Here is a 14,312-nt window from a genome sequence, read left to right as displayed (position 1 = left end):
CGGAGAGTAGCTTAGAGACCGCCAGACCCTGTCCAAGGATCGGGGAGCACCTCAGTCGATGATCAAATGGTCCGACGTGAAGGGCATGGACCGGCCGGTCGAAGGCCACGTCACGCTGACGCTTCGGCACACGAAAGGGCGCAAGGTTCGGACGATCACGCTCCGCCAGCAGGCGATCGACATCCTGGTGAAGATCCCGCGCTCCAACCGGTCCCCTCATGTGTTCTGGAACAAGACCGAGGAGGGCTACTACCGCGGCCCAGCGAACCTCTTCTGGGACTATGCCCAGGAGACGGGTTTCGGAGCCCGGCTCCATGACATCCGCCACAAGTTCGCGATCGAACGGCTGAGGGAAGGGTGGTCGGTCTATCGCGTCCAGCGCTACATAGGCCACGGATCGGTGAACACGACCGAGCGCTATTACTTCCGCTACCTATCGCGGGAGCAGCAGGAGATCGCCAACGCGGACGGTAATGCCGGTCTTTGAAACAGCATGGCGTATGCCCGCAGCAGCCCCGCCCGAAACGGCGGGACTTCGTCGTTTCAGGACATCTTCCGGGAAGTTCGCTTGGCATCGGCGGCTGCATCTCGGCATAGTCGGTGCAACCGGCGCGGCGAACAGTCGTCATACTATGCCGAGTCTGGCATTTCATGACTCCAAGACCCGCAAGGGCGGGTAAGACCAGAAACCAGTAAAATAAGGCCAAAGTGGCGGAGAGACAGGGATTCGAACCCTGGGTGCCCGCAAAGGCACAACGGTTTTCGAGACCGCCCCGTTCGACCACTCCGGCACCTCTCCGCGGGGTGGGGATCGTCTAGCGAAAGGTGCGGGGGGCTGCAAGCCCTCTTTGCGGCGAAAACGCGGTCCCCTCGCGCGCCGGGGCAGAGGAGGGTTGACAGGGGCCGCTTGCGCGCGCATAGGGACGCCTCCGGATCACCTCGCGAGGGGTGGTGCGGGCTGTTTTCAATGTGTCCCGTGACCGACGGGACCGCTGTCCGAGGTGCGGGGGACCCCGCGCGAACACCCCGCAAGGGGGGCCACAGGGCGCGACAGGACAAGGACGACACGCATGTTCGCGGTCATCAAGACGGGCGGTAAGCAGTACCGCGTTGCAAAGGACGACGTCTTCACCATCGAGAAGCTCGATGGCGAGGCCGGTGACGAGATCCGCTTCGGCGAGGTCCTGATGGTGGGCGGCGACAGCACCACCGTGGGCGCGCCCTTCATCGAAGGTGCCGCGGTCGTCGCGGAAGTGGTCGAGCAGACGCGCGGCGAGAAGGTCGTCTCCTTCAAGAAGCGTCGCCGCAAACACTCCTCGCAGCGCCGCAAGGGCCACCGTCAGCACCTGACCAAGGTGCGCATCACCGATATCGTAACCGCGTAAGCGACCGGACAGGAGAGTAGAGCATGGCACATAAAAAGGCAGGCGGTTCCTCCCGCAACGGTCGCGACTCCGCCGGACGTCGCCTCGGCGTCAAGAAGTTCGGCGGCGAAGCCGTGATCCCGGGCAACATCATCGTGCGTCAGCGCGGCACCAAGTGGTGGCCGGGCAACGGCGTCGGCATGGGCCGCGATCACACGATCTTCGCCACCGAGGAAGGCTCCGTGACCTTCCACAAGGGTCTCAAGGGCCGCACGTTCATCAGCGTGCTGCCTGCGCAGGAGGCCGCTGAATAAGCCGGACCTGAACTGCATGCATTCAGCGGGGATCGGCGGAAACGCCGGTCCCCGACCTCGTTTCCGCCCCCTCGCATCTACCGCCGCCAATCAAGGAAACGCGGCATCACGAGAGGGAGACGGGCCAATGACCCTGACCGGAAAAGATCTGATCGCCATGGGCTACGAGAGCGGGAGCTGGTTCGCCCAGGCGATCGCCGAGGCCAATGCGCGCAATCTTCAAGGCGGGGATTTGCGGCACTATCTCGATCGGATGGCCCCGCCGCGCAAGCGTCCGCTGCTGGCCGAACCCGCGCCGGTGGACTGGCACCTGGAGGCCGAGGGCGAGGACGACGCGGAGAACGTGGCCGCCGTGCGCCGCACGATGGACGCGCTGATGCGCACGCCGACGCTGGTGGGTGGGGCCGTCATGCCCGATGCCTGTCCGGCAGGACCCGAGGGCACGATCCCGGTGGGCGGCGTGGCCATCGCACGCAATGCGATCCATCCCGGCATGCACTCGGCCGACATCTGCTGTTCGGTGATGATGACCGAGTTCCACGACGTGGCGCCGAAGGACGTGCTCGACACGATCCACGCCGTGACCCATTTCGGGCCGGGCGGGCGGGGCAACGGTGAGCGGTTCACCCTGTCGCCCAAGCTGCTCGACGCCTTCCGGGACAACATGTTCCTGAAGGACGCGAAGATCGTGCAGGCTGCGATGGAGCATCTGGGCACGCAGGGCGACGGCAACCACTTCGCCTTCGTCGGGGTGTCCTCGGCCACGGGGCGGACCTGTCTGTTGACGCATCACGGCTCCCGCGGGCCGGGGGCGGGACTTTACAAGCTCGGGATGCGCCATGCTGAGAAAATGCGGCGCAAGCTGTCGCCCGAGACGGCGAAGGGCAATGCGTGGATTCCGGCGGACAGCCCGCAAGGCGAAGCCTATTGGGAAGCGCTGCAGCTGATCCGCAAGTGGACGAAGGCGAACCATAACGGGCTGCATCAGGCCGTGGTGGAACGTCTGCGCGCGCGGATCGAGCGGCGGGTGTGGAACGAGCACAACTTCGTCTTCCGCAAGGGCGACCTCTACTACCACGCGAAGGGGGCGACCCCGGTGGACGAGGCGTTCCTGCCCGATAGCGGTGGCGTGCAGATCGTGCCGCTCAACATGGCGCAGCCGATCCTGCTGGTGCGCCGGGCCGAGGGCGCGCCCGATCACGGCTTCGCGCCGCATGGCGCGGGCCGGAACATGAGCCGGACAGCGCACAAGCGCCGGATCGGCGATCGGCCGGACACGGAGGTCTTCGCCGAGGAGACGGCGGGCATCGACGCGCGGTTCTACTGCGGGCGGATCGACGTGTCCGAACTGCCATCGGCCTACAAGGACGCGGGCACGGTGCGGCGCCAGATGGCGGCGCATCGGCTGGCGGACGTAGTGGACGAGATCCTGCCCCACGGCGCCATCATGGCCGGGGATTGGGAGCATGACGCGCCGTGGAAGGTGAAGGCCCGCGCCAAGTGGGCCGCGCGCGAGGCCGCATCGTGACCGGGTTCCCCTCGAAGAAGGGAGGCGCTGGCGAAAGCCGGCGCCCCCCGCTATCGTCTGCCTTTCCAATCGGTTCCGCGTCGGAGAACGGGATGACCGCACCCATCATCGAGACCAAACGCCTGACCCTGCGCCCGCTGCGTGCCTCGGATGCCGGGCTGATCTCGCTCTATGCCGGGGATGCGCGGGTGGCGAAGATGACGACCCGCATCCCGCACCCGTTCCCCCCCGGCGCGGCCGAGAGCTATATCGGCCGTGCTTCGCGCGACGATGCGGGCGAGACGATCTGGGCGCTCGACGCGACGAAGCAGGGCGGGTCGGAACTGCTGGGGCTGATGGCGCTCGGCGATGACGGCTCGGTCGGCTATTGGGTCGCGCCGCCTTTCTGGCGGACCGGCTACGCGACCGAGGCGCTCGGCGCGATGGTGGACGCGCATTTCGCGCGGGGCGGCGGAGTGCTGAGCGCCAGCGTCTTCCAGGACAATCCGGCCTCGGCGGCGGTGCTGACGGCGGTCGGATTCCGCTACGAGGGCGAGGGGGAGACTGTCTCGGTCGCGCGGGGCGGGCGGGTCGAGACCTGGACCTACGCCTTGAGCGCCGCGGATCGCGCTGCCGCGACCGCTTGAGCGTTCGGGCGTCCTCGCGTATCAGCCGAAGCTGACAAGGAAAGGCGGATGGCATGAAGTTCCTCGATCTCGCGAAGGTCACGATCCGCTCGGGCGCCGGAGGGCGGGGCTGCATCTCGTTCCGGCGGGAGAAGTACATCGAATATGGCGGGCCCGACGGCGGCAATGGCGGGCGCGGCGGCGACGTGATCGCCGAGGCGGTCGAGGGGCTGAACACGCTGATCGACTACCGCTACCAGCAGCATTTCTTCGCCAAGAACGGGCGTCCCGGCGAGGGTCGGCAGAAGACCGGCGCGGATGGCGACGACATCGTGTTGAAGGTGCCGGTGGGAACCGAGATCCTCGACGAGGATCAGGAGACGGTGATCGCCGATCTGACCGAGGTGGGCCAGCGGGTCATTCTCGCCAAGGGCGGCAATGGCGGCTTCGGCAACCTGCACTTCAAGACCTCGACCAACCAGGCGCCGCGCCGCGCCAATCCCGGCCAGGACGCGGTGGAGCGGGTGATCTGGCTGCGGCTGAAGCTGATCGCGGATGTGGGTCTGCTGGGTCTGCCCAATGCGGGTAAGTCCACCTTCCTCGCCGCCACGTCGAACGCGCGGCCGAAGATCGCGGATTATCCCTTCACGACGCTGCATCCCAATCTCGGCGTCGTCGCGGTGGACGGGGCGGAGTTCGTGATCGCCGACATCCCCGGCCTGATCGCGGGGGCGCATGAGGGGCGCGGCATCGGCGACCGGTTCCTCGGCCATGTCGAGCGTTGCGCGGCGCTGCTGCATCTGGTCGACGGCACGTCGAGCGAGGTGGCGGAGGATTACCGTACCATCATCGCGGAGCTGGAGGAGTATGGCGGCGGGCTGGCGGAGAAGCCGCGCGTGACCGTGCTCAACAAGATCGACGCGCTCGATGCGGAGCTGGTAGAAATGCAGAAGGCGGAGCTCGAAGAGGCCTGCGGCGGCGAGGTGCTGACCCTGTCGGGCGCGGCCGGGACCGGGTTGACCGAGGTGCTGCGGGCGCTGCGCGCGCTGATCGTCGCGCGCGCAAAGGCGGAGGCCGAGGCCGGGCAGGAGCCGCAGCAATGGACCCCCTGAGCTCCGCCGAACGGCTGGAGGCGGCCTCCACCATCGTCATCAAGATCGGCTCGGCCCTGCTGGTCGGGCAGGAGGGTCTGCGCGAGGAGTGGCTGGGCGGATTGCTGGCCGATGTCGCGCGGTTGCGTCGCGCGGGCAAGCGGGTGGTGCTGGTCTCCTCGGGCTCGATCGCGCTGGGGCGCGGGGTGCTGACCCTCGATCCCGGCCCGTTGCCGCTGGAACGCTCGCAGGCGGCGGCGGCGGTCGGGCAGATCCGCCTGGCGCGCGCCTATGAGGAGGGGTTGCGCCCGCACGGCGTGACCACGGCACAGGTGCTGATGACGCTGGAGGACAGCGAGGACCGGCGTCGCTACCTCAACAGCCGCGCGACGCTGCGCACGCTGACCGGCCTCGGCGTCGTGCCGATCGTCAACGAGAACGACACGGTGGCGACGGACGAGATCCGCTATGGCGACAATGACCGGCTGGCAGCCCAGGTCGCCGCGCTGGTGGGTGCCGATGTGCTGGTGCTGCTGTCGGACGTGGACGGGCTCTATACCGCCAATCCCCGCCTGGACGAGGATGCGGTGCACGTGCCGCTGATCGACCGGATCACGCCCGCGATCCTCGGCATGGCGGGCGGCGCGGGCACCGCAGGGGCCAAGGGAGGGATGCGCACCAAGGTCATGGCCGCGGAGACGGCGATGCAGGCGGGTTGCGCGCTCGCCATCTGCCGTGGGGACACGCTGCGCCCCATCACCGCGCTGGAGGAGGGCGCGCGGGCGAGCTGGTTCGTACCCGCGCAGGACTCGGCGCGCGCGCGCAAGCTGTGGATTGCGGCGATGGTGCCTCGCGGTGTGCTGCGGGTGGATGCGGGCGCGGTCGAGGCGCTGCGCAAAGGCCGCTCGCTGCTGCCTGCGGGCGTGTCCTCGGTTGAGGGAACATTCGACCGGGGCGATGCGGTGGATATCGTTGGGCCGGAGGGCATGGTCGCCCGTGCGCTCGCGGGATATCACAGTGCCGAGCTGACCCGGATCGCGGGCCAGCAGAGTGGCAGCATCGAATCGATCCTCGGGCATCCGGGGCGCGCGCATGTGGTCCATCGCGACGACATGGCGATCTGATCGTCGTCAGGGTTGCCGGGGGGATCGTGGCAACCCGTCATGGTTGTCCGAAACTGATTTTCGGTGGGCTATCGGCCTGTTTTCCTTTCTTTTTTCGTGACGTTCGTCGCTAAGGTCGGGGCAAGCAGCGCCTGGCGGAGCGATGACATGCGTTTTCTTGCGGTTTTACTTCTTCTGACGGGCTGCGCGTCCTTCGGCGCGTCGGGCGGCGAGGTTCTGGTGGCCGGGGCGGATGTGCTGGTGCCGCGGGCCAACTCCTTCTATGCGCGTGAGGAGCCGCTGCCCGACCTGTTGCAGCGCCATGCGCGTCTGACGGCAGTCGGCGAAGGCGCGGGCGGAGAGACCGGCGGGATGGAACGGCTGTGCCAGTTCGGGGACGGCATTCCCGATATCGTGCTGCTGACCCGCTCCCCCCGTCTGACCGAGATCCGGCGGTGCGAGCGGGCGGGCGTGATGATTAGCGCCGACCTGGTGGCGCTCTACAATGGCGGCATCGCGGGGGCGCCGCCCTTCGAGCAGGTCTGGATTGCCTTCGTGCCCGCGCGGTTGCAGCGCAACCCGGCGGCACGGCGGGCGGTGGAAAGCTTGCGTTACGATTTCGACGGGATCATTAAGGGCAGCGACTACGAACGCCTCTTTTCGGCCCGACGGACCTGAACCGATGAACGACATGGATGTGCGCGGCGTGATGGCCGCGATGGGCGCGGCGGCCAAGGCCGCGTCCGCCGAGCTGGCCTTCGCCAGCGGCGATGCGAAACGCGCGGCGCTCGAAGCGGCGGCCGATGCCGTGGACGCCGCGATCCCCGAGATCGTCGCCGCCAATGCGCGCGACATGGAGTTCGGGCGCGGGAAGGGCCTGTCGGGCGCGATGCTCGACCGGCTGATGCTCGACGAGGGCCGCATCGGCGGCATCGCGGCGGGCCTGCGCGCCGTTGCCGGGCAGGACGATCCGGTCGGTGCCGTGATCGCGGAATGGGACATGCCGTCCGGGCTGCATATCCGCCGCGTGCGCACCCCCATCGGCGTGATCGGCGTGATCTACGAGAGCCGCCCGAACGTCACGGCGGATGCGGGGGCGCTCTGCCTGAAATCGGGCAACGCGGTGATCCTGCGTGGCGGGTCGGAGAGCTTCCACTCCTCTGCCGCGATCCATGCCTGCATGGTCGAGGGGCTGCGCGCGGCCGGGTTGCCGGAGGCGGCAATTCAGTTGGTGCCCACGCGAGATCGCGCCGCGGTGGGCGAGATGCTGACGATGACCGACCATATCGACGTGATCGTGCCGCGCGGCGGCAAGGGCCTGGTCGGTCGGGTGCAGGCGGAGGCGCGGGTGCCGGTCTTCGCGCATCTCGAAGGGATCTGCCATGTCTACGTGGACGGTGCCGCCGATCTGGAGAAGGCGCGTGCCGTGGTGCTGAACGCAAAGACCCGGCGCACCGGGATCTGCGGCTCCGCCGAAACGCTGTTGGTCGACCGTGCCTTCCTCGACCGGCACGAGGCCATCGTGCGCGACTTGCTCGACGCGGGCGTCGAGGTCCGCGGCGATGCGGAATTGCAGCGCATCGACGGCGTGGCCGCGGCGCAGGAGGACGATTTCGGTCGCGAGTTCCTCGACATGATCATCGCGGCGAAGGTCGTGGACGGGGTGGACGGGGCGATCGCGCATATCCGCGAATACGGCTCGAACCATACCGATGCGATCCTGACCGAGGACGATGCGGTGGCCGACCGCTTCTTCCAACGGCTCGACAGCGCGATCCTGATGCGCAACGCCTCGACCCAGTTCGCCGATGGTGGCGAGTTCGGCATGGGCGCGGAGATCGGCATCGCGACGGGCAAGCTGCACGCGCGCGGCCCGGTGGGGGCCGAACAGCTGACCAGCTTCAAATATCTCGTGACGGGCGACGGGACGGTGCGCGGCTGAGGCCGCGCCACCGAAACGCCCCCCGAAAACGCCAGAGGCCCCGACCTTCTTGATGGGTCGGGGCCTCTGTCGCGTGGTGCGTATTCTCGCGTGGTCTTGTCGGGGGTCAGCCGTTCCAGGTACGGACGGGACCGCAGTCGAAGTGAACGAAGTTGGAGCGCGGGTAGCGACCGACGCCGCCGGCGCCACAGGCGACGCCTGCTTCGTACATGTTCTGCACCGAGCGGGAGGAGAGCCGCAGATCGGCCGCCATCGCGCGGGTGTGGTAGGAGTTGCGTGCAACGCCGCGGTGCGAGCGGCTGAGCGCGCGGTTCGTCTCCGGGCTGCGATAGCCGGACATCAGCTGGTAGGTCTCGGTCGTGTCCATCAGGCGGCTTGCGGCGGCCATGATGTCGATCGTGCGCACGTCGACGGCGCGGATCTCGTTGCGACGCCAGTCGCGGAACAGGTAGTTGATCTCGTCGAGCACCTGCGGGATGTACTCGCCCTCGACCCAGTAGACGCTGTCGACGCGCTCACCGGTGCGGGGGTTGAAGATCTTGACGCTGCGGATATCACCGGCACCGGTCAGAACGGCGGGCGTACCAGCAAAGGAGGGTGCTGCTGCGATTGCGCCCAGGCCTGCAAGGCCGCCCAGAACGCCACGGCGGGTCACGACACTCGAAGTCATTTACAATATTCCTTGATCTGTCCCAGTTGGTTGCGAACTTCGGTGGTGGCCGTGTCCGCTTGAGCATTCTTATGCCACACGAGTTTTTTTGTACCAAGTGGCACTTGTGCAGCAACCAAATCATGCGACATGCGTTATAGGGGCGCTACGGGTGCCCTGCCGTGTTCGCAAATGTTCTCTTTTTGGAGCGTCGCGACATAGGCTGGGTCGAGTTTCGGCGGTTAACCGCCAGTTGAGGGTAGCAAGCGGATCGCGTTCGGCGGAACTTTGCCGGAAATGTGATGACCGCAAACTGTGTCAAAGGACGTAAGCAGTGTATCAAATTCGCAACGCATCGTTTTTCTGCACCGTTTCACTGGCCGCGATGGCCATCGGGCAGGTCGGATTCGCTCAGAACGAGTCACTTCCGACACTGTCCGAGCAGCCTGCGCAGTCCCCGGAACTGGCCGCGCTGTTGCAGTCGGATGCACCTGCCGCAATCCGCGACTACTATAATGCGCGTGGAAATGCCTCGATCTTCCTGAGCGGGGATGCCGAGGCCGGGCGCGCCCTGATCGACGCGCTGGCCGACCAGCATCGCCATGCGCTTCCGGCCGCGGACGATCTTCTCGCCGAGCTGACGGCGCACGCGACGGACGCGATCAGCGGTCGGGGGACGGCGGAGGGCGAGCTTGCCTTCGCCCGCGCCTGGCTGAACCTCGCCAAGCAGCGTCTGTCGGGCATCGTGCAGCCGCGCGCGCTCAGCTCGAACATGGATCGCAGCTTGCCCGAACTCGACGAGGCCGAACTGATGGCCCGCCTCGACGGTGACGCCGTCGAGGCGATTGCGGGATTGATGCCGGATCATCCGCATTACGCGCAGCTTCTCGACCTGCGCGCCGAGCTGGAGCGTGTGGTCGCCGCGGGCGACTGGGCCGCGGGCGAGATCCCGTCGGGCGGCTCGATCGAGGCCGGAGATACCGATGCGCGCGTGCCGCAGATCCGTGCGCGCCTACGCGCCCTCGGCGACTATCGCGACGGCGGCGTCCCTGCGCGCGAGACCACGCTGGCGGGAGAGGAGCCGCTGGACGGCGAGTCCACCCTCGATGGCGAGGCGCCGCTAGACACTGTGCGCGCCGCGCCGATCTCGCAGGACGGCCAGCGCATGGATGCCGTGACGGTCGAGGCGTTGCAGGCCTTCCAGCGCCGTCATGGCCTTAACGATGATGGCGTGGTCGGGCCCAAGACGCTCGCCGCGCTCAACACAACGGCCGAGGAGCGGCTGCGCCAGGTCCTCGTGAACCTGGAGCGGGTGCGCTGGACCGGCTGGGATCGCGATGCCCGCCATATCTACGTGAACCTGCCCGACTATCGCGCGACGCTGAACGTCGATGGCGAGGAGGTCTTCGAGACCCGCGTCGTCGTCGGCCAGGCGCGCCACCAGACGGTCGAGTTCTCCGACACCATGACGCATATGGTGGTCAACCCGACCTGGACGGTGCCGCGCTCGATCGCGACCGAGGAGATTTTGCCGGCGCTGCGCAGCAATCCCAACTATCTCAACGAGAACAACATGAGCCTGATCGACGACGGGTCGGGCGTGTGGGTGCCGCCCGATACCTCCATGATCAACTGGGCGAACTTCTCGCAGAGCTATTTCCCCTGGTGGATCCGGCAGGGGCCTGGGCCGGGCAATGCGCTCGGCAACGTGAAGTTCATGTTCCCCAACGAGCATGCGATCTACCTGCACGACACCCCGTCGCGCAGCCTGTTTGCGCGTGATGCCCGCGCCTTCAGCCACGGTTGCGTGCGGGTGGCGGATTACCGGGGCCTCGCCGAGGCGTTGCTGTCGCCGCAGATGAGCGATCCGATGAGCACCTTCGATCGTCACCGCTCCACCGGGCGGGAAACGCGGGTCAATCTCGACGTGAAACCGGCGGTTCATATCGACTATCGCACCGTCTGGGTGGACGAGGATGGCCGCGCGCAGTTCCGCGACGACATGTACGGCCGGGACGAGCTGGTGCTCGACGCGCTGATCGACCTGGGGGTCGAGGTCGGGGCCGCGCAGGGCTGACGCCTTCCTTTCGCGTGGGCGACGCTCTATATCGCCCACGACGGACGGAGGACGACATGACCCTTACGATCGAGACCATCGCGCGCGAGATCGGCGCCAAGGCGGAGGGCGACCTGTCGCTGCGGATTGCCCGCCCGCGCCAGCCCGACGAGGCGGGGCCGGACGACCTCGCGCTCGCCATGAGTGCCGAGTTCCTCGACAAGCTGTCACAAGGGCAGTCCCGCGCCGCGATGGTGGCCGAGGGCACCGACTGGCGGGCGCTGGGGCTGGAGGCCGCGGTGATCGTCGGGCGGTCGCGCTATGCGATGGCGGGTCTGGCGCGCCTGTTCTCGACTCCGCCCGCACCGAAGGATCCCGTCCATCCCAGCGCCGTGATCGACCCGACCGCCTCGCTGGGCGAAGGCGTGACGGTCGGTCCTCTCGCCGTGATCGGTAAGGGTGTGGAGATCGGCGCGAATACGCGGATCGAGGCGCAGGTCCATGTCGGCGACGGCGCGCTGATCGGGGCGGATGGCTGGCTGATGCCCGGTTGCCGCATCGGCAGCGGCGTGACGATCGGCGCGCGCTTCATCGGTCAGATGAACGCGGTGATCGGCGGCGACGGCTTCTCCTTCGTCAGCCCGCAGCCCAACGCGGTCGAGGATTACATGGAGCGCGGGACCATCGCAGCATCCATGCAGGCGGACCGCTACGAGCGGATCGACAGCCTGGGCGCGGTGGTCATCGGCGACGATGTGGAGGTCGGCGCGTGCTCGGTGATCGACAAGGGCACGGTCAGCGACACGCGGATCGGAGACGGCGTGAAGATCGACGCGCATGTGATGGTCGGTCACAACGTGCAGGTGGACGACACCACGCTGCTCTGCGCGCAGGTCGGCATCGCGGGCTCCACCCGGATCGGCAAGCGGGTGGTGCTGGGCGGGCGCGTGGGCGTCGCCGACCATATCTCGATCGGCGATGATTCCATCGCGCTGGCCGGGTCGGGTGTTACGACGCGCGTGCCCGAACGCACCGTCGTGATGGGCTATCCTGCGCTGAAGCAGGACGTTTTCATGAAGATTTTCAAGGCGACACGCCGTTTGCCGAGCCTTGCGGCCAAGGTCGCGGAACTTCAGAAACGGGTTCCAAACGACGACGACAAGGGCTAAGGCTCGGCGAGATGCGAAGCGAGGCAGGATCATGTCCGACGAAGTGACCGAAAAGATGCGCGCGATCATCGCGGAGCAGGCCGTGCTCGACCCGTCCGAAGTCAGCATGGACGCGACCCTGGAAGATCTGGGGATCGACAGCCTCGGACTGGTCGAGGCCGTCTTCGCCATCGAGGAGGAGTTCGACGTCCAGGTCCCCTTCAACGCTAACGATCCTGCCGACAGCCAGTTCGACATCACGAACGTCCAGAGCATGGTGAACGCGGTCAAGCAGCTGGTCGCGGCGAAAGCCGGCTGACATGCGCCGCGTCGTCATAACCGGCCAGGGCGCGATCAGCGCGCTCGGCCACACGGCGGTCGCCACCATGCAGGCGATGCGCGAGGGCAAGTCGGGCATCGGCCCGCTGGTCCTGCGCGACAAGGACCGGCTGATGATCGACATCGGCGGGCAGGTTCACGGGTTCGAGCCCGATGCCGTGTTCTCGCGCCAGCAACTCTCGCTTTACGATCCGAACACGCAATTCGCGCTGGTCGCGGCAGCGGAAGCGATGAAGCAGTCCGGCTTGCAGATCGACGACGCTTTGGCCGAGCGGACGGGCGTGATCCTCGGCAATTCCGGCGGCGGGCTGCGCACGATCGACGAAAATTACCGCACCGTCTACGAGGAGGGGAAGAACCGCGTTCATCCCTTCGTCGTGCCGCGGCTGATGAACAATGCCGCCGCCTCGCATATCTCGATGACCTACGGAGCGAAGGGGCCGTGCTTCACCGTCTCGACCGCCTGTTCCTCCTCGAACCACGCGATGGGCGAGGCGTTCGAGAAGATCCGCGCGGGCAGCGCCGACGTGATGCTGACCGGCGGGTCGGAGAGCATGCTGGTCTTCGGCGGCATCAAGGCCTGGGAAGGGCTGCGCGTGATGTCGAAGGACGGCTGCCGTCCGTTCTCGAAGAACCGCAACGGGATGGTGCAGGGCGAGGGGGCGGCGATCTTCGTCTTCGAGGAATACGAGCGGGCCAAGGCGCGCGGGGCGGAGATCCTGGCCGAGGTGATCGGCTTCGCCATGTCCTCGGACGCCTCCGACATCGTCATGCCGAACCGCGACGGCGCGGCGCGCGCCATGCGCGGGGCGCTGGCGTCGGCAGGGATCGACCGGACGGAGGTCGGCTACATCAACGCGCACGGAACCGGCACCGCCGCCAACGACCGCACTGAATGCGCCGCGGTGCGCGAGGTCTTCGGGGATCACGCGGACGCGCTGATGATCTCCTCCACCAAGTCGATGCACGGGCATCTGATCGGCGGCACCGGCGCGGTGGAGATGCTGGCCTGCGTCATGGCGGTGCGCGACGGGATCGTCGCCCCGACGATCAATTACGAGCAGCCCGATCCCGAATGCGATCTCGACGTCGTACCCAACACGGCGCGCGAGGCGCGGGTCGAGGTCGCGATGTCCAACGCCTTCGCCTTCGGCGGGCTGAACGCGGTGCTTGCGCTGCGCAAGGTCTGACGAACCTCGGACATGAAAAAAGGGGCGCGGACGCCCCTTCCTTCGATCATCGGCCTCTTCCGGCGCTCAGGGCAGGGCGTTCATCGCCGCCGTGAAGCCCGCGAGGCTGATCTGCAGGTCGATCGGGCCGGTCGGCACGTTGATCGCGGCCACCCGCAGGTTGAGGATGTTGCCCGCCTTCATCGCGTCCACGGCACCCTGATTCAGCGCGAACCGCGCGACGCAGCCGCTGTCGATGCAGAAATTGTAGCCGAATCGCTGGGCACGGCCCTGGTCGACGCGGAAGGCGATGCCCTCGGTCAGTACGACGCCGAGGGGCAGGACCAGCGTGACGCCGACGACCGCGTTGGAGTTGCCGTCTTCCAGCCGAACGAGGCTGAATTCCGCCGCAGGGCGCCCGTCCTCGTTATTGGCGGTCTGGAACAGGATGCACTCGTCGGTCTCGCCCACGCAGCGCAGCTCCCAGTCGTTGAACTCCTCGCGCACCGTGTCGGGGGCGGCGCCGGTCCGCTCCACCGCCGGGGCGGAGGGTTCGGGCGCGGGCTCTGGCTCCGGCTCGGGGGCGGGCTGCGGCGCGGGCGCGGGGGCCGGGCGCGGGGCCTCGAAGCCGGTCGTGGGACCTTGCTGCGCGAGGGTCGGCAGGGCGAGGCTCGCGACCAGGGCGGCGAGGGGGAGGATACGGAAACGCATGTCGAAAACCCGTCTTTCGTTGAACAATCGATTGCCGAAAGACCTGTCAGCTTGCGTCCTGTCTGTCAACGCGACGGTCGTGGCCGGCCAGCCAAGAGGAAAAGGGTGCCCCTTGCGGAGCACCCTTTCCCATACCTGCCGCGTTTTCGCGGCTTTATCCCTGTCAGACCGGCCGAACCAATGTCTGAAAGCGACGCTACGGAAACGATTCCGTCCCGTCAACAGGCAGATTTGCGTGACATTTTCCGCGTGCCTCCGCACTGGATCGGCCGGGGTGAGACGCTATGCTGCAC

At 67.4% G+C, this 14,312-nt stretch carries 14 protein-coding genes, 1 tRNA gene and 1 pseudogene; 13 read left to right on the top strand and 3 right to left on the bottom strand.

Annotated features, from left to right (window positions below; genetic code table 11):
- The first annotated feature begins 58 nt into the window (after positions 1-58).
- Complete coding sequence (locus RX333_RS14580) at positions 59-487, top strand: site-specific integrase (protein ID WP_316015683.1); 429 nt, start codon at positions 59-61, stop codon at positions 485-487.
- 222 nt (positions 488-709) lie between these two features.
- On the opposite strand, the gene RX333_RS14575 is transcribed toward RX333_RS14580, so the two are convergent.
- A tRNA-Ser gene (locus RX333_RS14575) sits at positions 710-799 on the bottom strand.
- A 271-nt stretch (positions 800-1,070) separates the two neighbouring features.
- Between RX333_RS14575 and rplU the strand changes: the two are divergent.
- The 8 genes and pseudogenes from rplU to RX333_RS14535 form a co-directional block, all read left to right on the top strand.
- Positions 1,071-1,382, top strand: a pseudogene (gene rplU, locus RX333_RS14570) (50S ribosomal protein L21); the annotation flags it as partial.
- Positions 1,383-1,408: 26 nt separating this feature from the next.
- Positions 1,409-1,678, top strand: coding sequence for a 50S ribosomal protein L27 (rpmA, locus tag RX333_RS14565; protein ID WP_316015682.1), 270 nt, complete (start codon positions 1,409-1,411; stop codon positions 1,676-1,678).
- Positions 1,679-1,805: 127 nt separating this feature from the next.
- On the top strand, positions 1,806-3,206 hold the full coding sequence (locus tag RX333_RS14560) for an RtcB family protein (RefSeq protein WP_316015681.1): 1,401 nt from the start codon (positions 1,806-1,808) through the stop codon (positions 3,204-3,206).
- 92 nt (positions 3,207-3,298) lie between these two features.
- The gene (locus RX333_RS14555; RefSeq protein ID WP_316015680.1) at positions 3,299-3,832 is read left to right on the top strand and encodes a GNAT family protein; all 534 of its coding nucleotides are present in this window, start codon (positions 3,299-3,301) and stop codon (positions 3,830-3,832) included.
- A gap of 53 nt (positions 3,833-3,885) precedes the next feature.
- Positions 3,886-4,923, top strand: coding sequence for a GTPase ObgE (gene obgE / locus RX333_RS14550; RefSeq protein ID WP_316015679.1), 1,038 nt, complete (start codon positions 3,886-3,888; stop codon positions 4,921-4,923).
- Positions 4,911-6,026 (top strand): glutamate 5-kinase, encoded by a 1,116-nt coding sequence (gene proB, locus RX333_RS14545; protein ID WP_316015678.1) that lies wholly within the window; start codon positions 4,911-4,913, stop codon positions 6,024-6,026. The genes obgE and proB overlap by 13 nt, the downstream gene beginning before the upstream one ends.
- A 147-nt stretch (positions 6,027-6,173) precedes the next feature.
- Positions 6,174-6,683, top strand: coding sequence for a hypothetical protein (locus RX333_RS14540; RefSeq protein ID WP_316015677.1), 510 nt, complete (start codon positions 6,174-6,176; stop codon positions 6,681-6,683).
- Positions 6,684-6,687: 4 nt separating this feature from the next.
- On the top strand, positions 6,688-7,947 hold the full coding sequence (locus RX333_RS14535) for a glutamate-5-semialdehyde dehydrogenase (RefSeq protein WP_316015676.1): 1,260 nt from the start codon (positions 6,688-6,690) through the stop codon (positions 7,945-7,947).
- Between the two features lie 106 nt (positions 7,948-8,053).
- Here the strand turns inward: RX333_RS14535 and RX333_RS14530 are convergent, their stop codons facing one another.
- Positions 8,054-8,617 (bottom strand): YcbK family protein, encoded by a 564-nt coding sequence (locus RX333_RS14530; RefSeq protein WP_316015675.1) that lies wholly within the window; start codon positions 8,615-8,617, stop codon positions 8,054-8,056.
- Between the two features lie 364 nt (positions 8,618-8,981).
- On the opposite strand from RX333_RS14530, the gene RX333_RS14525 reads away from it, so the two are divergent.
- From RX333_RS14525 to RX333_RS14510, 4 genes are read left to right on the top strand one after another with little or no spacing between them, the layout of a single operon-like run.
- Entirely contained in the window at positions 8,982-10,673 is a 1,692-nt protein-coding gene (locus RX333_RS14525) for a murein L,D-transpeptidase (RefSeq protein WP_316015674.1), read from the top strand.
- A 56-nt stretch (positions 10,674-10,729) separates the two neighbouring features.
- The gene (locus RX333_RS14520) at positions 10,730-11,821 is read left to right on the top strand and encodes a UDP-3-O-(3-hydroxymyristoyl)glucosamine N-acyltransferase (RefSeq protein WP_316015673.1); all 1,092 of its coding nucleotides are present in this window, start codon (positions 10,730-10,732) and stop codon (positions 11,819-11,821) included.
- Positions 11,822-11,852: 31 nt separating this feature from the next.
- Entirely contained in the window at positions 11,853-12,119 is a 267-nt protein-coding gene (locus tag RX333_RS14515) for an acyl carrier protein (RefSeq protein WP_316015672.1), read from the top strand.
- A 1-nt stretch (position 12,120) separates the two neighbouring features.
- Positions 12,121-13,329, top strand: a complete 1,209-nt coding sequence (locus RX333_RS14510; protein ID WP_316015671.1) for a beta-ketoacyl-[acyl-carrier-protein] synthase family protein — start codon at positions 12,121-12,123, stop codon at positions 13,327-13,329.
- A gap of 66 nt (positions 13,330-13,395) precedes the next feature.
- On the opposite strand, the gene RX333_RS14505 is transcribed toward RX333_RS14510, so the two are convergent.
- Positions 13,396-14,019, bottom strand: coding sequence for an invasion associated locus B family protein (locus RX333_RS14505; protein ID WP_316015670.1), 624 nt, complete (start codon positions 14,017-14,019; stop codon positions 13,396-13,398).
- Positions 14,020-14,312: the final 293 nt, after the last annotated feature.

Origin of the sequence: Roseobacter sp. HKCCA0434 (assembly GCF_032464675.1) — a bacterium.
Lineage (GTDB): Bacteria > Pseudomonadota > Alphaproteobacteria > Rhodobacterales > Rhodobacteraceae > Pontivivens.
The sequence above is the reverse complement of the archived record's forward strand: the minus strand, read 5'-3'. Positions and strand labels throughout refer to the sequence as shown.